We start from the raw sequence: 17,858 nt of genomic DNA on the forward strand, positions 1-17,858 counted from the left end.
CAAGCGTGTGTCCCAGGTTTGACTAAAATCAATAATTGATCAGGTCTCCAGCGCCACCAGACAAGGCTTTGCAATCATTTGCAAGCACAGCGGGCCACTACCTCGACATCCGGGAGTAGCGCGGTCCGATTTGATCTGGTAAGTTCGCCCGCTTGCAGCCGCAGGGCCGGCAGGTGTCGGTGATGGAGCAATCCTGCGCAATGGATTACAAGAGTAGAGGCGGTCCATTTCATGCCCACCCAAGCAAAGCAGCAAAACCAGTCGATCAGCGGCTTCGAACCCTACAAAGAAGTAAAGGGCGAGGAATACATGGGCAAGCCCATGCGCGCTCACTTCACCAAGATCCTGAATAAGTGGAAACAGGACTTGATGCAGGAAGTCGACCGTACGGTTGATCACATGAAAGACGAAGCAGCCAACTTCCCGGACCCGGCAGACCGTGCCAGCCAGGAAGAAGAATTCAGCCTCGAGCTGCGTGCCCGCGACCGCGAGCGCAAGTTGATCAAAAAGATCGACAAGACGCTGCAACTGATCGAAGACGAAGAATATGGCTGGTGCGAGTCCTGCGGCGTCGAAATCGGCGTCAAGCGACTGGAAGCCCGCCCTACCGCCGATATGTGCGTTGACTGCAAGACCCTGGCGGAAATCAAGGAAAAGCAAGTCGGCAAGTAATCTCGACTTGAACGAAAAACGGAGCGTGCGAACGCTCCGTTTTTGTTTCTGACGCTTTTTGACTTTAAGCTTTTTGACTTTAAATAGCCGCCATGACCGCCATCGCCTCCCCCACCTACATCGGGCGCTTCGCCCCCACACCCAGTGGACATCTGCATTTCGGTTCGCTGGTCGCAGCGCTGGCCTCGTACCTCGACGCGCGCTCGGTGGGTGGCCGCTGGCTGATGCGTATGGAGGATCTCGATCCACCACGGGAAGAGCCCGGCGCTCAAGCGGCCATTCTCAAGGCGCTGGAAAGCTACGGTTTCGAGTGGGATGGCGAAATGGTCCGACAGAGTGACCGGCATGATGCCTACGCCGAAGTCCTCAATCGCCTGTTCAATCACGGCCTGGCCTACGCGTGCACCTGTTCACGCAAAACACTTGCGCCCTACCACGGGATTTATCCAGGGTTGTGCCGCAACGCAGGTCATGACACTAAAGATGCTGCGATTCGCCTGCGTGTCCCCGAGCTGGAATATCACTTCATCGACCGGGTGCAAGGCGAATACCGCCAACACCTGGGCCGGGAAGTCGGCGATTTCGTGATTCGTCGCCGCGACGGGCTCTACGCCTATCAACTGGCGGTGGTGCTGGACGACGCCTGGCAAGGCATTACCGATATCGTCCGCGGCGCCGATCTGCTCGACTCCACACCGCGCCAGCTCTACTTGCAAGAACTGCTTGGCCTGCCGCAACCGCGCTATCTGCATATCCCGCTAATCACCCAGCCCGATGGCAACAAGCTCGGCAAGTCCTATCGTTCGCCGCCGTTGACCGAAGATCAGGCGACCCCTTTGTTGCTGCGTGCGTTGCGCGCATTGGGGCAGAATCCCGGTGCCGAACTGGCTTACGCCACACCACGGGAAGTGCTGAACTGGGGCATCGCCCACTGGGATGCAGTGTTGATCCCGCGCACACTCAACCTGCCCGAAGCACAACTACAGTGATCACACTTGCAGTGGCGCGCCCATCCGTTACCATCGCCGCACGTTTTCGGGCACGCGCATAAAAAAGAGAGGCCGGGATGTACATCTATCGCTTGGTCCTGCTCCTGGTAGTGGGGATTTATCTATTTTCCCCGGCCATCATGGATTGGTGGATCGACGCCACTGGCGCCTGGTATCGCCCTTATCTGCTCTGGCTGATTCTGATCGTCGTGACCTTCATCCTGCAGAGCCAAAAAGATGCCGATGAGCTTTAGCCTGACCCAGATGATCCTGATCAGCGCCGCCTACCTGGCGGTGCTGTTCGGCGTAGCCTGGGTCAGCGAACGGGGCATGATCCCCCGGGCGATCATTCGCCACCCGCTGACGTACACCCTGTCGCTGGGCGTGTATGCCAGTGCGTGGGCGTTTTACGGCACGGTGGGCCTGGCCTATCAATACGGCTACGGATTTTTGTCCAGCTATCTGGGCGTCTCCGGCGCATTTCTGCTGGCACCGGTGCTTTTGTATCCGATCCTGAAAATCACCCGCACGTATCAGCTGTCTTCGCTGGCCGATCTGTTCGCCTTCCGCTTCCGCAGCACCTGGGCCGGCGCACTGACCACGATCTTCATGCTGATCGGCGTGCTGCCGTTGCTGGCGTTGCAGATTCAGGCGGTGGCCGACTCCATCGGCATCCTCACCCGCGAGCCGGTACAACATCGCGTAGCCCTGAGCTTCTGCGCACTGATTACGCTGTTCACGATTTTCTTCGGTTCCCGCCACATTGCCACCCGCGAGAAACACGAAGGCCTGGTGTTCGCGATTGCTTTCGAGTCGGTGATCAAGCTGATCGCCATCGGCGGCGTTGGTCTCTATGCGCTGTATGGCGTGTTCGACGGCCCGCAACAGCTGGAACTGTGGCTGCTGCAAAACCAGACCGCGCTCGCCGCTTTGCACACGCCATTGCAGGAAGGCCCATGGCGCACGCTGCTGCTGGTGTTCTTCGCTTCGGCGATTGTGATGCCGCACATGTACCACATGACGTTTACCGAAAACCTCAACCCGCGCTCGCTGGTCAGTGCGAGCTGGGGCTTGCCGCTGTTCCTGCTGTTGATGAGCCTGGCGGTACCGCTGATTCTCTGGGCCGGACTGAAACTGGGCGCCACCACCAACCCGGAATATTTCACGCTGGGCATTGGTATCGCGGCCAACAGCAAGGCTTTGGCGCTATTGGCCTATATCGGCGGATTGTCGGCGGCCAGCGGTTTGATCATTGTCACCACCCTGGCCCTGTCCGGGATGGCGCTGAACCATTTGGTACTGCCGCTCTATCAGCCGCCAGCCGAAGGCAATATCTACCGCTGGCTGAAATGGACCCGCCGGGGGCTGATCGTCGCGATCATCATGGCCGGTTACGGTTTCTACCTTCTGCTGGGCGCGGAACAGGATCTGGCGAATCTGGGCATCGTCGCCTTTGTCGCCACCCTGCAGTTCCTGCCGGGCGTGCTGTCGGTACTGTACTGGCCGACCGCCAACCGCCGTGGTTTCATCGCCGGTTTGCTCGCGGGGATTCTGGTGTGGCTGGTGACCATGCTGCTGCCGCTGGTCGGCAATCTGCAAGGCTTCTACATACCGCTGCTGAACATGATCTACGTGCTGGACGACACCAGTTGGCACATGGCAGCGATCGCCTCGCTGGCTGCCAACGTGCTGATGTTTACCCTGATTTCGCTGTTCACCAACGCCAGCAGCGAAGAGGCCAGCGCCGCCGAAGCCTGTGCCGTGGACAACGTGCGCCGGCCGCAACGCCGCGAACTGCACGCCGCCTCACCTCAGGAGTTCGCCACACAGCTTGCAAAACCATTGGGTGCGAAAGCGGCGCAGAAAGAAGTCGAACAGGCCCTGCGCGATCTCTACCTGCCTTTCGATGAGCGCCGGCCTTACGCCTTGCGCCGCTTGCGCGACCGTATCGAAGCCAACCTCTCCGGCCTGATGGGGCCGAGCGTGGCTCAGGACATGGTCGAAACATTCCTGCCTTATAAGGCCGGCGGCGAAAACTACGTCACCGAAGACATCCACTTCATCGAAAGTCGCCTCGAGGATTACCACTCGCGCCTGACCGGGCTTGCCGCCGAACTCGATGCCCTGCGCCGCTATCACCGCCAGACCTTGCAGGAATTGCCAATGGGCGTCTGCTCGTTGGCCAAGGATCAGGAAATCCTCATGTGGAACAAAGCCATGGAGGAGCTGACCGGGATTGCCGCGCAGCGGGTGGTCGGATCGCGACTGAGCACCATTGCCGATCCCTGGAAAGAGCTGCTGCAAGGCTTCATCAATCTGCCGGACGAGCATTTACACAAACAGCACCTGGCCCTCGACGGCCAGACCCGCTGGCTTAACTTGCACAAAGCGGCGATCGACGAACCGCTCGCACCGGGTAACAGTGGCTTGGTACTGCTGGTGGAAGACCTGACCGAAACCCAGATGCTCGAAGACAAACTGGTGCACTCCGAGCGCTTGGCCAGCATCGGTCGACTGGCCGCCGGCGTGGCCCATGAAATCGGCAACCCGATCACCGGCATCGCCTGTCTGGCGCAGAACCTGCGCGAAGAGCGCGAAGAAGACAGCGAATTGAAGGAAATCAGCGGGCAGATCCTGGAGCAGACCAAACGCGTGTCGCGCATCGTTCAGTCACTGATGAGCTTCGCCCACGCCGGCAGTCATCAGCACAGCGACGAGCCCGTCTGTCTGGCGGAAGTGGCCCAGGATGCCATCGGTTTGCTGGCCCTGAACCGACGCAATTTCGAAGTGCAGTTCTACAACCTGTGCGATCCCGATCACTGGGTCGAAGGCGACCCGCAACGGCTTGCACAAGTATTGATCAACTTGCTCTCAAACGCCCGCGACGCCTCGCCTCCCGGAAGTGCGGTGCGGGTCAAAAGCGAAGCCGGCGAACACACGGTCGACTTGATCGTGGAAGACGAAGGCAGCGGTATTCCGAAGAACATCATGGATAGATTGTTCGAACCTTTCTTCACCACCAAGGATCCTGGCGAAGGCACCGGTCTGGGCCTTGCACTGGTCTATTCCATCGTTGAAGAGCATTATGGACAAATCACCATCGACAGCCCGGCTGATGTTCAAAGCCAACGCGGCACCCGTATCCGGGTGACCTTGCCGCGTCATGTCGAAGCGACGTCCGCTGTGAACTGAGACCGTCGAGAGTATCGAATCAATGCCGCACATTTTGATCGTCGAAGACGAAACAATTATCCGCTCCGCCTTGCGCCGCCTGCTGGAACGTAACCAGTACCAGGTCAGCGAAGCCGGTTCAGTGCAGGAAGCACAAGAACGCTTCACCATTCCCACGTTCGACCTGATCGTCAGCGACCTGCGTCTGCCTGGCGCGCCTGGCACCGAGTTGATCAAACTCGGCCAGGGCACTCCGGTGCTGATCATGACCAGCTACGCCAGCCTGCGTTCGGCGGTCGACTCGATGAAGATGGGTGCGGTGGATTACATCGCCAAGCCTTTCGATCACGATGAAATGCTGCAAGCCGTCGCGCGAATCCTGCGTGACCGTCAAGCAGTGCAAGCCAGCGGTGAGCCGGTCGCCGGTAAAGCCGGTAATGGCGCCGCGAAACCGGGCGCCAGCAACAACAACGGCGAAATCGGCATCATCGGCTCCTGCCCGCCTATGCAGGATCTGTACAGCAAGATCCGCAAGGTCGCGCCAACCGACTCCAATGTCCTGATCCAGGGCGAATCCGGCACTGGTAAAGAACTGGTGGCGCGCGCCCTGCACAATTTGTCCAAACGCGCCAAGGCGCCGATGATTTCGGTGAACTGCGCAGCCATTCCGGAAAGCCTGATCGAGTCCGAACTGTTCGGCCACGAAAAAGGCGCGTTCACTGGCGCCAGCGCCGGGCGTGCCGGCCTGGTAGAAGCCGCCGACGGCGGCACCTTGTTCCTCGACGAAATCGGCGAACTGCCACTGGAAGCCCAGGCCCGCCTGCTGCGCGTGCTGCAGGAAGGTGAAATTCGTCGTGTGGGTTCGGTGCAGTCACAGAAAGTCGATGTGCGCCTGATTGCCGCGACTCACCGGGACCTCAAGAGCCTGGCGAAGATCGGCCAGTTCCGTGAAGACTTGTATTACCGTCTTCACGTGATCGCCCTGAAACTGCCGGCCCTGCGCGAGCGCGGCGCCGACGTCAACGAAATTGCCAACGCGTTCCTGGCGCGGCAGAGCGCGCGGGTCAACCGCACCGACCTGAAGTTCGCCCCGGATGCCGAGCAGGCCATTCGTCATTACTCCTGGCCGGGTAACGTTCGGGAGTTGGAAAACGCCGTAGAGCGTGCCGTCATCCTGTGCGAGAGCCCGGAGATTTCCGCCGAGCTGCTGGGGATCGACATCGAACTGAGCGATCTGGACGATGACGATTTCATCGGCCTGCCCCCACAACAGGGCAGCGCCACCGGTAACAATAGCCATGAGCCGACCGAAGACCTGTCACTGGAAGATTACTTCCAGCACTTCGTTCTCGAGCATCAGGACCACATGACCGAAACCGAGTTGGCGCGCAAACTCGGTGTCAGTCGCAAATGCCTGTGGGAACGCCGTCAGCGCCTGGGCATTCCGCGGCGCAAGACCGGAGTGGCCAGCGAGAGCTGAACCGTGCCTGTCTGATGCGCGAGTAACACGTCACCTTGTGAAAAAACTGTTACCTCAGCTTTTTCACGTAACAGAAGCCGGGGCTTACGGTAACGAAGCCCCGGTTTTTTTTGGCCTCTAAAAACCTCACCAGCTAGCCTAACCCCTTGTTTTACTGGGCCTCACAAAAGTTGGCACGCACCCTGCTATATGTTTGGTACAAGAACAATAACAAGCAATGCACAAGACAATAAAAATAAGACGTATCGACTCACGCACAATAAAAACAAGACGGCGAGAGGCGCAGCTAACTGATTCTTTTGGAGAGGCGTTGTATTTGGGGCTTGCCCCACGACCAGGCCGAGAACAACAAAAACTGTCACAAGACAGAGCCTGAACTGGTTGGATCGCAAGATCACTGCAACACAGCGACCAAAGCAATCCGTTTGCTCTTGGCTCCCGATTGGGAGGGTCATGAAGGAAAAACTTCATGGCGAGGGCACTCAACAAAAACAAGAAGCCCGAATCAAAAATAAAAATAGAGCACGCAACTACTTTCTTGGGGAGCTTCGGCTCCCCTTGTAGTTTCTGCGATTCGGCATTCACGCTGCCCCTGTAGCTGCCGAGCCTGCGAGGCTGCGTTCGACTACGCAGTAGTCGCAATATGGGCAACCGACTTTCTCCTGACACACCGCAATCTCAGGTTTTACGACGGCTTCGTCCGAACGCGGCCCGCACCGAACGCAGCCTCGCGCTGCTCGGCAGCTGCTACATGCCTATGCGTACCAGCCCCTGCTTCAAGCGCTTGCGCAGCTTCCTACACCATCCCCCGACTAAATGCTAGAATCCCCGCCCATCATGCGGTCATTCTTCGTTTTGGCCGAACATTCCTTCAAACAGTGCATCCCATGCTGAAGAAGCTGTTCCAGTCATTCCGTTCTCCCAAGCGTCATACGCAACACATTCGCAGCACGCCTGAAGTGCTCAACAGCGGCCAACATTCGCTGCAAAAGGCCCAGTTCAGTCGCTACGCGGTGAACATCGTCGAACGCCTGCAGAACGCCGGTTATCAGGCTTACCTGGTCGGCGGCTGTGTGCGTGACATGCTGCTCGGCATCACGCCGAAAGATTTCGACGTCGCCACCAGTGCCACGCCTGAACAGGTTCGGGCCGAATTCCGCAACGCGCGGATCATCGGTCGACGCTTCAAGCTGGTGCATATTCACTTCGGCCGCGAAATCATTGAAGTCGCGACCTTCCGCGCCAATCACCCGCAAAGCGATGAAGAGGAAGACAGCAACCAGTCCTCGCGCAACGAGAGCGGGCGCATCCTGCGCGATAACGTCTACGGCACGCTGGAAGAAGACGCGCAACGCCGCGACTTCACCATCAACGCCTTGTATTACGATCCGGTCAGCGAGCGCATCCTCGACTACGCCAACGGCGTACACGACATCCGCAATCACCTGATTCGCCTGATCGGCGATCCGAAGCAACGCTACCAGGAAGATCCGGTACGGATGCTGCGAGCCGTGCGTTTCGCCGCCAAGCTGAATTTCGGCATCGAAAAACACAGCGCCGCGCCAATCCGTGAACTGGCGCCGATGCTGCGCGAGATTCCATCGGCCCGCCTGTTCGAAGAAGTACTCAAGCTGTTCCTCTCCGGCCATGCCGCGGACACCTTCGAGATGCTGGTCGACCTGCAGCTGTTCGATCCGCTGTTCCCGGCCAGTGCCGAGGCGCTGGAATACAACCCGACGTACACCCACACGCTGATCAGCGAAGCGTTGATCAACACCGATCTGCGGATCAAACAGAACAAACCGGTGACCCCGGCGTTCCTGTTTGCGGCGCTGCTTTGGCCTGCCCTGCCGGCTCGTGTATTGCGCTTGCAAGAACGTGGCATGCCGCCGATTCCGGCCATGCAGGAAGCCGCTCATGAACTGATCGCCGAACAGTGCCAGCGCATCGCGATTCCGAAACGCTTCACCATGCCGATCCGCGAGATCTGGGACATGCAAGAGCGTCTGCCACGCCGCAGCGGCAAGCGCGCCGACCTGTTGCTGGACAACCCGCGGTTCCGTGCCGGTTACGACTTCCTGCTGCTGCGCGAAAGCGCCGGCGAGCAGACCGATGGCCTGGGCGAATGGTGGACGGACTATCAGGACGCCAACGACAGCGAACGTCGCGACATGATCCGCGACCTCAGCGGCAAGGACGACGGCACCGGAGCTCCACGCAAACGTCGCCGCAGCGGTGGCGCCAAGCGCAAACGCACCGCCGGCGCACCGAGCGCGACGGGCGAGTAATCCATGGAACGCATCTACATCGGCATGGGCAGCAATCTGGCTGCCCCCGCCGAACAATTGCGCAGCGCCGTCGAGGCGCTGACGCAGTTGCCGCAAACCGAACTGATCGGGGTTTCCGCGTTTTATCAGAGCGACTCGCTGCTGCCCGGCCAACCGCGTTACACCAACGCGGTTGCCGCCCTCGACAGCACACTCCCGCCACTTGAGCTGCTGGATGCGCTGCAAGCCATCGAGAACGGACAGGGCCGCGAGCGCCTTGAACGTTGGGGGCCGCGTACGCTGGATCTCGACATCGTACTGTTCGGTGATCGGCTGATCGATGAACCTCGCCTCAAGGTGCCTCACTACCATATGCAGGAACGAGCTTTCGTTCTCTATCCACTGGCCGAACTGGCGCCTGCGGATTTGCGTCTCGCTGATGGTCGAAGCCTGAAGGAATTACTCGCGAGCTGCCCGTTCGTCGGGCTGGAACGCCTTTCCAAAAATTGACAAAAATCTCCTGTGGGAGCGAGCCTGCTCGCGAAAGCGACCTCATATTCACCATTTCCGTTGAATGTCAGATCGCTTTCGCGAGCAGGCTCGCTCCCACAATGGTTTGTGTCGCCTCAAAGATCCGCAGCAGCAAAAAGTTGCTGAATCGCATCAGTTACCCCGGTAACACCCCTGGCGTAACAATGCGGTAACACACGCAATTGACTTCCCGAGTTCTCCTCACGACTATAGGCGTCCCGCTGCCGCCAACACGGCGTTGAAGGGCGCAATCCAGGCCTTAAAAGCACGACAACAGACCGTGCGCCTGTATTTAACGAAGAATCACGCGCGTTACTCGCAGTAGTTTCCACAGCGCCTGAATGAGGAACTTTTCATGCCAGCCATCACCCTGACCACTCTGCAAGGTCTCAAGCAAAAAGGTGAAAAAATCACCATGCTGACCTGCTATGACGCGACCTTCGCCCACGCCTGCAATGAGGCTGGTGTCGAAGTACTGCTGGTGGGCGACTCCCTTGGCATGGTTTTGCAAGGTCACGACAGCACCCTGCCGGTCACCACCGCGGAAATGGCTTACCACGTGGCGTCCGTCAAACGCGGTAACACCGATGCGTTGATCCTCGCCGACCTGCCCTTCATGGCCTACGCCACCACCGAACAAGCCATGACCAACAGTGCCCTGTTGATGCAGGCGGGTGCGCACATGGTCAAGGTTGAAGGTGCGCTGTGGCTGGCGGAATCGATCCGTCTGCTGGCCGAACGCGGTATCCCGGTGTGCGCCCACATGGGGCTGACACCGCAATCGGTGAATATCCTCGGCGGTTACAAAGTCCAGGGCCGTAGCGAAAACCAGGCACGCCAGATGCGCGCCGATGCCATCGCGCTGGAGCAGGCGGGTGCATCCATGTTGCTGCTCGAGTGCGTACCGAGCGAACTGGCTCAGGAAATTACCCAGGCTGTGGGCATTCCGGTAATCGGTATCGGTGCCGGCAGTGGCACCGACGGCCAGGTATTGGTTCTGCACGACATGCTCGGCCTGTCGATCACTGGCCGTGTGCCGAAGTTCGTGAAGAACTTCATGGCCGGGCAACAAAACATTCAAGCGGCGCTTGGTGCGTACGTCACTGAAGTCAAAGCGGCGACTTTCCCTGGTATCGAACACGGATTCTCTGCATGAACACCGTAAAAACCGTACGCGAATTGCGGGCCGCCGTGGCCCGTGCCCGTGGCGAAGGCAAGCGAATCGGCTTCGTGCCGACCATGGGCAACCTGCACAGCGGTCATGTTGCACTGGTGACCAAAGCCACCCAACGGGTGGATTTCGTGGTCGCGAGCATTTTCGTCAATCCGTTGCAGTTCGGCGCCGGCGAAGACCTCGACAAGTATCCGCGCACCCTCGCAGCCGATCAGGAGAAACTGCTCCAGGCTGGTTGCCACTTGCTGTTCGCGCCCACCGTTGAAGAAATGTATCCCGACGGCATGGTCGGCCAGACCCGCGTCAGCGTTCCCCAACTCTCCGAAGGCCTCTGCGGCGCCAGCCGTCCCGGGCATTTCGAAGGTGTGGCGACGGTGGTCACCAAGCTGTTCAACATGGTCCAGCCGGACCTGGCGATCTTCGGCCAGAAAGACTTCCAGCAACTGGCGGTGATCCGCGCCCTGGTGCATGACCTGAACATGCCGATCCAGATTATCGGCGAACCGACGGTTCGTGCAGCCGATGGCCTGGCGCTGTCGTCGCGCAATGGTTTCCTCAGCGAAGAACAGCGGGCCGTTGCGCCGTTTGTGTATCGCGGTTTGAGCCAGATTGCCGACGCGATCAAACAGGGCGAACGGGATTTCCCCGCCGTAATCAGCGCGCAGATCAAGCAGCTTGAAACGGCTGGTTTGCGTCCTGATTATCTGGAGATTCGCCATGCGCTGACCTTGCGCCCGGCAACTGCGCAAGATCGGGATCTGGTGATTCTGGTGGCGGCGTTCCTGGGTACAACGCGGTTGATCGATAACCTGCATCTGAACCTCGACGCTGCGGTTTAAACGGCAAGATCAAAGAATAAACAACAAGATCAAAAACTGAACGGCTAGATCAAAAGATCGCAGCCTACGGCAGCTCCTACGCGCCTGTGGGCGCTGCCCGCCGTTCGATTCCGACCTGGGGAAACACTCATGCACGCCATCATGCTCAAAGCCAAGCTGCATCGCGCCGAAGTCACCCACGCTGTACTCGATTACGAAGGTTCTTGCGCCATCGACGGCGAATGGCTGGACCTGTCCGGCATTCGTGAGTACGAACAGATCCAGATCTACAACGTCGACAATGGTGAACGCTTCACCACCTACGCGATTCGTGGCGAAGAAGGCTCGCGCATGATCTCGGTCAACGGTGCCGCAGCGCACAAGGCTAAAGTGGGTGACCGCGTGATCATCTGCGCATACGCCCACTACAGCGAAGCCGAGTTGCTCAACTTCAAGCCACGCATGCTCTACATGGCGCCGGGTAATGAACTGAGCCATACCAGCAATGCCATTCCGGTTCAGGTCGCCTGATCCAGTCTTAGCCCCTCCCCTTCCGTTTGTCGGACCGTTCCCTGCTCGATGTATAAAAAAGTACCGGGAACGGGTCAGACAAAGTCAAGACAGATCGCAGCGCGAGGTTTACTGTATTCGCCCTGTGTCATGAAATCGTGTCGACGCAGTTAACCGGACGCCCACCCACAGCGCTCCGGTATTTTTAGTGTTCAAAAGGCCGTTCAAGTAAAAAGGAAACCCGCAGCGATGGCGTATTACCGCACCCCTCAAGACGTTACCGCTCTGCCCGCCTGGCAAGCGTTGAATGACCACCGCCAAGCCATGCAGGATTTCAGCATGCGCGAAGCCTTTAATGCCGATCCGCAGCGCTTTACCCAATTCACCCTCAGCAGCTGCGGCCTGTTTCTCGACTACTCGAAGAACCTGATCAACGCCCAGACCCGCAATCTGCTGGTGGGCCTGGCCAACGAAGTCGACCTCCAGGGCGCGATCAAAGCGCTGTTCGAAGGCGAAATCGTCAACTCCTCCGAAGGTCGCCCGGCCTTGCACACCGCCCTGCGCCGTCCGGTCGGCGACAAGCTGAAGGTCAACGGCGTCAACGTGATGCCGGAAGTGCACAAGGTCCTGAACCAGATCACCGACCTCGTGGGCCGTATCCACGACGGTTTGTGGCGCGGCTACTCCGAGAAGCCGATCACTGACGTGGTGAACATCGGCATCGGTGGCTCGTTCCTCGGCCCGGAGCTGGTCTCCGAAGCACTGCTGTCCTACGCTCAGAAAGGCGTGCGCTGCCATTACCTGGCGAACATCGACGGCAGTGAGTTCCACGAACTGACCATGAAACTGCGCGCCGAAACCACGCTGTTCATCGTTTCGTCGAAATCCTTCAACACCCTCGAAACCCTGAAGAATGCCCAGGCCGCACGTGCCTGGTACCTGGCTCAGGGTGGTTCGGAAGCCGAGCTGTACCGTCACTTCATCGCCGTCTCCAGCAACAATGCAGCGGCGGTGGCATTCGGGATCCGCGAAGAAAACATCTTCCCTATGTGGGACTGGGTTGGCGGCCGTTACTCGCTGTGGTCGGCCATCGGTTTGCCGATTGCCCTGGCCATCGGCATGTCGAACTTCAAGGAACTGCTGTCCGGTGCCTACACCATGGACCAGCATTTCCAGAGCGCGCCCTTCGACCAGAACATGCCGGTGTTGCTGGCGTTGCTCGGCGTCTGGTACGGCAACTTCTGGGGTGCACAGAGCCACGCGATCCTGCCGTACGACCACTACCTGCGCAACATCACCAAGCACTTGCAACAGTTGGACATGGAATCCAACGGCAAGAGCGTGCGTCAGGACGGCACTCCAGTGTCCACCGACACAGGCCCGGTGATCTGGGGCGGCGTCGGCTGCAACGGTCAGCATGCGTATCACCAGTTGCTGCACCAGGGCACCCAACTGATCCCGGCCGACTTCATCGTGCCGATCGTCAGCTTCAACCCGGTGTCCGACCACCACCAGTGGCTGTATGCCAACTGCCTGTCGCAAAGCCAGGCGCTGATGCTGGGCAAGACCCTTGCCGAAGCCGAAGCCGAGTTGCGCGACAAGGGCATGAGCGAAGAAGAGGTGCACAAAATCGCACCGCAAAAGGTGATCCCGGGCAACCGTCCAAGCAACACCTTGGTGGTTGAGCGCATCAGCCCGCGCCGTCTCGGCGCATTGGTGGCGATGTACGAGCACAAAGTCTTTGTGCAAAGCGTGATCTGGGGCATCAACGCCTTCGACCAATGGGGCGTGGAGCTGGGTAAAGAGCTCGGTAAAGGCGTCTACAACCGCCTGGTCGGCAGCGAAGAAACCCCGGCTGACGATGCTTCGACCCAAGGCCTGATCAACTACTTCCGCGGTCGTCACCGCGGGTGATAGGCTGAAGGGGCGGCTTACCCGCCCCTTCTATTTGCAGCATCGACAGTTCCACGGCACCGGGTTTACCGCAAAATCGGTGGCGTGCGCTATCACTGTAGGAGCTGCCGAAGGTTGCGATCTTTTGATTTTGATTGTTAAAAACAAGATCAAAAGATCGCAGCCTTCGGCAGCTCCTACGAGGGTCGCGCAGCTCCCCTCTTGTCGCAAAACAAGAATAAGGAACCGTCATGTTCGATATCAGCACGTTCCCCCAAGCCGATGCCGTCCGCCGGGCTGCACAGTTAAGTCAGGACGACTACACGCGCCTGTACCGCCAATCCATCGACCACCCCAGCACCTTCTGGGCTGAACAGGCCACACGCTTTCTCGACTGGAGTACGCCGTGGGATACCGTCCAGCGCTATAACCTGAAAACCGGTGAGGCGAGCTGGTTCGCCGGCGGAAAGTTAAATGTCAGTTACAACTGCATCGACCGCCACCTGGAAAAGCGCGGCGATCAAATCGCGATCATCTGGGAAGGCGACGACCCTGCCGAATCCGCGCAGATCACCTACAAAAAACTTCATCACAACGTCTGTCGCCTGGCCAACGTGCTCAAAAGCCGTGGCGTGAAGAAAGGCGACCGCGTGTGCATCTACATGCCGATGATCCCCGAAGCCGCCTACGCCATGCTCGCCTGCACGCGCATTGGTGCGGTGCATTCGGTGGTGTTCGGTGGTTTCTCTCCGGACTCTGCGCGTGACCGGATTCTCGATGCCGACTGCCGCACCGTGATCACCGCCGATGAAGGCGTGCGCGGCGGTAAAGTCGTGCCGCTCAAGCAGAAGGTCGACAAGGCGCTGCAAAGTTGCCCGAACGTGAGCACCGTCATCGTGGTCGAGCGCACTCAGGGCGAAGTGGACTGGGTTGACGGTCGGGACATCTGGTATCACCAGGCGCTGCGCGACGTCAGCGACGATTGTCCGCCTGAACCGATGGACGCCGAAGACCCGCTGTTTATCCTCTACACCTCTGGCAGCACCGGCAAACCCAAAGGCGTGCTGCACACCACCGGCGGCTACCTGCTGCAAGCGGCGATGACCTTCAAGTACGTGCTCGACTACCGCGACGACGAAGTCTTCTGGTGCACCGCCGATGTCGGCTGGGTCACCGGCCACAGCTACATCGTCTACGGTCCGCTGGCCAACGGCGCGACCACGCTGATCTTCGAAGGCGTGCCGAGCTACCCGAGCAGCTCGCGCTTCTGGCAGGTGATCGACAAGCACCATGTGAACATTTTCTATACCGCCCCGACCGCCCTGCGTTCCCTGATGCGTGAAGGTCCCGAACCGTTGAAGGAAACTTCCCGCGCGAGCCTCAGATTACTCGGCAGTGTCGGTGAGCCGATCAACCCGGAAGCGTGGGAGTGGTACTTCAATGCTGTCGGCGAACAGCGTTGTCCGATCGTCGATACCTGGTGGCAGACCGAAACCGGCGGCATCATGCTCAGCCCGTTGGTCAGCGCTCAAAGGATCAAACCCGGTTGCGCCACGCAACCGATGTTCGGCGTGCAACCGGTGTTGCTCGATGAAGTAGGCAAGGAAATCAAAGGCGCCGGCAGCGGTGTGCTGGCGATCAAATCCAGCTGGCCGGCGCAGATCCGCAGTGTCTATGGCGACCCGCAACGAATGGTCGACACCTACTTCAAGCCCTACCCCGGTTACTACTTCACCGGCGACGGCGCCCGGCGCGATGAGGATGGCGATTATTGGATCACCGGGCGCATCGACGACGTGATCAACGTTTCCGGGCACCGCATCGGCACCGCGGAAGTGGAAAGCGCGCTCGTGCTGCACGACAGCATCGCCGAAGCGGCGGTGGTCGGTTACCCGCACGACGTCAAGGGTCAGGGCATCTACGCCTTCGTCACCCCCATGAAAGGCACCGAGCCCAGTGACGAACTGAAGAAAGCATTGCTCGCCCACGTCAGCGAGGAAATCGGCAGCTTCGCCAAACCGGACCTGATCCAGTGGGCGCCGGCCTTGCCGAAAACCCGTTCGGGCAAGATCATGCGGCGCATTCTGCGCAAGATCGCCTGCAACGAACTGGACAGCCTGGGTGACACCTCGACGCTGGCTGATCCAAGCGTGGTCCAGGGCTTGATCGACAAACGTCTGAACCAATAACCCCGGCGCGGCCACCACTGGCCGCGCGTTTTTTTCCCCCACTGAGTTGCCATGGAATTCATCCGTACCCGCATCGAAACCCAACTCATGAGCCTGACCGGTCTGTCCCTCGGCAAGCTCGACCTGGAAAACCCCAAAGGCGATCCCGGCCTGTTCGGTCCCGATTCGGTGAGCTGGCAAGTCCACGGCGACTTCAGCAGCATGCTGATTGGCGGCATCAGTGCGCTGATGCTGCAAGCCTTGCATCCGCTGGCCTTGGCCGGAGTCTGGGATCACTCGAATTTTCGCGAAGACATGATCGGCCGATTGCGCCGCACCAGTCAGTTCATCTCCGGGACTACGTTCGGTTCGCGCAAAGACGCCGACTGGCTGATCGAGAAAGTCCGCACCATTCACCTGCAAGTGGTCGGTACCGCGCCGGATGGCCGGCCTTACGCCGCCAGCGATCCCGACTTGCTGACGTGGGTGCACGTGGCCGAGGTCAGCAACTTCCTCGCCGCGCATTTGCGCTATCGCAATCCACACTTGTCCATGGCTGATCAGGACCGTTACTACGGCGAAATCGCGCTGGTTGCTGAGCGGTTGGGCGCCCGCGATGTGCCGCGAAGCCGCAAGGAAATTGCTGATTACCTTGAACGAATCCGCCCGCAACTGCTGTGCGACCAACGCAGTCGCGAGGTGTTGCGACTGCTGTTGAACGCGCCCGCCCCCAGCCGTCTGGCCAAACCGTTTGGCGGCTTGATGATGCAGGCCGGGATCGATCTGCTGCCGGACTGGGCCAGTGACATGCTCAGCGTCAATCAGACCTCGCTGCAACGCAAGTTGATCCGCGCCAGCGTCATGCGTAGTGCGCCGATGATGCGCTGGGCGATGCGTAATGGCTCGGTGCAGCGCGCCAAGCGGCGGATGGGGTTGCTCAGCTAAGCGCTTAAAAGCTTCGCGAGCAGGCTCACTCCCACATTGGATGTGTGTTGTTCATCAAATCATTGTGGGAGCGAGCCTGCTCGCGAAGGCATCACCGCGGTCCCGCGCCAAGCTGTTAAACTCCCGCGCCAAATTCCCTCCTGCAAGGCGCCCAGCATGTCTTCCTTGAATCAGGCGCTGCGCGCCGCCCTCGATCGTCGTCAGGACCTGCTGGCCGAACTGCATCAGCAAGGCACCGATTGCTATCGACTGTTCCACGGCAGCCAGGAAGGCGCCGGCGGCCTGACGATCGATCGCTACGGCCCGCAATTGTTGGTGCAAAGCTTTCACCAGTCGCTGGAGCGAGATGCGCTGCTGCAACTGCACGACACCATCAATCAGCACCTGGGCCTCGAAACGCTGCTGGTGTACAACGATCGCTCCCGTGGCAACTCGCGCATCGACCGTGAAGACACCGTCTACCGCGCCGACGAAGCCGCCCTGCAAGACCTGATCGGCCACGAATGGGGCCTGAATTACCGGGTTCGCGGCCGCCACGCCGGCCAGGATCCGCTGCTGTTCCTCGACCTGCGCACCACGCGCGGCTGGGTCAAGCAGCACAGCAAAAACAAAAGTGTGCTGAACCTGTTCGCCTACACCTGTGGCGTCGGCCTGAGTGCTGCGGCCGGTGGCGCTAGCGAAGTCTGCAACCTCGACTTCGCTGAGGGCAACCTGGCCGTCGGCCGTGAGAACGGCCTGCTCAATCCGCAATTGCCGACCATGGACTTCATCCAGTCCGATTATTTCCCGGCCATCCGCCAACTGGCGGGCTTGCCGATCAGCCAGCGCCGCGGGCAAAAACTGCCGAGCTATCAGCGTCTGGAACAGCGTCAGTACGATCTGGTGCTGCTGGACCCGCCGGCCTGGGCCAAGAGCGCTTTTGGCACCGTCGACTTGCTGCGCGACTATCAGAGCCTGCTCAAACCCGCGCTGCTGGCCACCGCCGACAATGGCGTGCTGATCTGCTGCAATAACCTGGCAAAAGTCAGCATGGACGACTGGCGCGAGCAAGTTTTGCGTTGTGCAGAGAAAGCCGGCCGGCCAGTGCGCGAGTGGACAGCGATGAAACCGGGCGGCGATTTTCCGTCAATGGATGAGCAGCCGCCGCTGAAAACCCTGATTCTGCAGCTCTGAGATTCGTCCGGAAAATCAGATAAATCCTATAAAGCATGATCACTTCGGAACCGGAATCGCGTGCCAT

Annotated in this window: 14 protein-coding genes; all 14 read left to right on the forward strand. The window is 59.6% G+C overall.

The features are described 5' to 3' along the window. The first annotated feature begins 231 nt into the window (after positions 1 to 231). Positions 232 to 672, forward strand: a complete 441-nt coding sequence (gene dksA, locus WLY71_RS12620) for an RNA polymerase-binding protein DksA (RefSeq protein WP_007902025.1) — start codon at positions 232 to 234, stop codon at positions 670 to 672. A gap of 92 nt (positions 673 to 764) precedes the next feature. After that, entirely contained in the window at positions 765 to 1,661 is an 897-nt protein-coding gene (gene gluQRS / locus WLY71_RS12625; RefSeq protein WP_347803808.1) for a tRNA glutamyl-Q(34) synthetase GluQRS, read from the forward strand. Positions 1,662 to 1,738: 77 nt separating this feature from the next. Then, positions 1,739 to 1,915, forward strand: a complete 177-nt coding sequence (locus tag WLY71_RS12630) for a hypothetical protein (RefSeq protein ID WP_003176118.1) — start codon at positions 1,739 to 1,741, stop codon at positions 1,913 to 1,915. Then, positions 1,899 to 4,853 carry a sensor histidine kinase gene (locus WLY71_RS12635; RefSeq protein WP_176471621.1) on the forward strand — a complete coding sequence of 985 codons (2,955 nt, stop codon included), beginning with the start codon at positions 1,899 to 1,901 and terminating at the stop codon, positions 4,851 to 4,853. Before WLY71_RS12630 ends, WLY71_RS12635 begins: the two co-directional genes overlap by 17 nt. 22 nt (positions 4,854 to 4,875) lie before the next feature. Beyond that, positions 4,876 to 6,312: a sigma-54-dependent transcriptional regulator gene (locus WLY71_RS12640; RefSeq protein ID WP_347803809.1), complete on the forward strand. Its 1,437-nt coding sequence runs from the start codon at positions 4,876 to 4,878 to the stop codon at positions 6,310 to 6,312. Between the two features lie 887 nt (positions 6,313 to 7,199). Then, positions 7,200 to 8,600, forward strand: coding sequence for a polynucleotide adenylyltransferase PcnB (locus WLY71_RS12645; protein WP_347803810.1), 1,401 nt, complete (start codon positions 7,200 to 7,202; stop codon positions 8,598 to 8,600). Between the two features lie 3 nt (positions 8,601 to 8,603). Beyond that, positions 8,604 to 9,089, forward strand: coding sequence for a 2-amino-4-hydroxy-6-hydroxymethyldihydropteridine diphosphokinase (gene folK / locus WLY71_RS12650; RefSeq protein WP_347803811.1), 486 nt, complete (start codon positions 8,604 to 8,606; stop codon positions 9,087 to 9,089). A 376-nt stretch (positions 9,090 to 9,465) separates the two neighbouring features. Continuing rightward, positions 9,466 to 10,266, forward strand: coding sequence for a 3-methyl-2-oxobutanoate hydroxymethyltransferase (panB, locus tag WLY71_RS12655; protein WP_347803812.1), 801 nt, complete (start codon positions 9,466 to 9,468; stop codon positions 10,264 to 10,266). After that, a complete protein-coding gene (panC, locus tag WLY71_RS12660; RefSeq protein WP_347803813.1) occupies positions 10,263 to 11,123 on the forward strand; it encodes a pantoate--beta-alanine ligase in 861 nt (286 codons plus the stop codon). The genes panB and panC overlap by 4 nt, the downstream gene beginning before the upstream one ends. A gap of 129 nt (positions 11,124 to 11,252) precedes the next feature. Next, positions 11,253 to 11,633, forward strand: a complete 381-nt coding sequence (gene panD, locus WLY71_RS12665) for an aspartate 1-decarboxylase (protein WP_003228271.1) — start codon at positions 11,253 to 11,255, stop codon at positions 11,631 to 11,633. Between the two features lie 228 nt (positions 11,634 to 11,861). Then, entirely contained in the window at positions 11,862 to 13,526 is a 1,665-nt protein-coding gene (gene pgi / locus WLY71_RS12670) for a glucose-6-phosphate isomerase (RefSeq protein WP_347803814.1), read from the forward strand. A 230-nt stretch (positions 13,527 to 13,756) separates the two neighbouring features. Beyond that, a complete protein-coding gene (acs, locus tag WLY71_RS12675; protein WP_347803815.1) occupies positions 13,757 to 15,694 on the forward strand; it encodes an acetate--CoA ligase in 1,938 nt (645 codons plus the stop codon). Positions 15,695 to 15,745: 51 nt separating this feature from the next. Beyond that, entirely contained in the window at positions 15,746 to 16,618 is an 873-nt protein-coding gene (locus WLY71_RS12680; RefSeq protein ID WP_347803816.1) for an oxygenase MpaB family protein, read from the forward strand. Positions 16,619 to 16,774: 156 nt separating this feature from the next. Then, positions 16,775 to 17,791, forward strand: coding sequence for a class I SAM-dependent rRNA methyltransferase (locus WLY71_RS12685; protein WP_347803817.1), 1,017 nt, complete (start codon positions 16,775 to 16,777; stop codon positions 17,789 to 17,791). Positions 17,792 to 17,858: the final 67 nt, after the last annotated feature.

This window comes from Pseudomonas rossensis (assembly GCF_039888995.1).
Classification (GTDB): domain Bacteria; phylum Pseudomonadota; class Gammaproteobacteria; order Pseudomonadales; family Pseudomonadaceae; genus Aquipseudomonas; species Aquipseudomonas rossensis.

Bases quoted from the DNA above. Each gene is read 5' to 3' on its own strand.
- dksA (WP_007902025.1), top strand. From the start codon at position 232: ATGCCCACCCAAGCAAAGCAGCAAAACCAGTCGATCAGCGGCTTCGAA.
- gluQRS (WP_347803808.1), top strand. From the start codon at position 765: ATGACCGCCATCGCCTCCCCCACCTACATCGGGCGCTTCGCCCCCACA.
- WLY71_RS12630 (WP_003176118.1), top strand. From the start codon at position 1,739: ATGTACATCTATCGCTTGGTCCTGCTCCTGGTAGTGGGGATTTATCTA.
- WLY71_RS12635 (WP_176471621.1), top strand. From the start codon at position 1,899: ATGCCGATGAGCTTTAGCCTGACCCAGATGATCCTGATCAGCGCCGCC.
- WLY71_RS12640 (WP_347803809.1), top strand. From the start codon at position 4,876: ATGCCGCACATTTTGATCGTCGAAGACGAAACAATTATCCGCTCCGCC.
- WLY71_RS12645 (WP_347803810.1), top strand. From the start codon at position 7,200: ATGCTGAAGAAGCTGTTCCAGTCATTCCGTTCTCCCAAGCGTCATACG.
- folK (WP_347803811.1), top strand. From the start codon at position 8,604: ATGGAACGCATCTACATCGGCATGGGCAGCAATCTGGCTGCCCCCGCC.
- panB (WP_347803812.1), top strand. From the start codon at position 9,466: ATGCCAGCCATCACCCTGACCACTCTGCAAGGTCTCAAGCAAAAAGGT.
- panC (WP_347803813.1), top strand. From the start codon at position 10,263: ATGAACACCGTAAAAACCGTACGCGAATTGCGGGCCGCCGTGGCCCGT.
- panD (WP_003228271.1), top strand. From the start codon at position 11,253: ATGCACGCCATCATGCTCAAAGCCAAGCTGCATCGCGCCGAAGTCACC.
- pgi (WP_347803814.1), top strand. From the start codon at position 11,862: ATGGCGTATTACCGCACCCCTCAAGACGTTACCGCTCTGCCCGCCTGG.
- acs (WP_347803815.1), top strand. From the start codon at position 13,757: ATGTTCGATATCAGCACGTTCCCCCAAGCCGATGCCGTCCGCCGGGCT.
- WLY71_RS12680 (WP_347803816.1), top strand. From the start codon at position 15,746: ATGGAATTCATCCGTACCCGCATCGAAACCCAACTCATGAGCCTGACC.
- WLY71_RS12685 (WP_347803817.1), top strand. From the start codon at position 16,775: ATGTCTTCCTTGAATCAGGCGCTGCGCGCCGCCCTCGATCGTCGTCAG.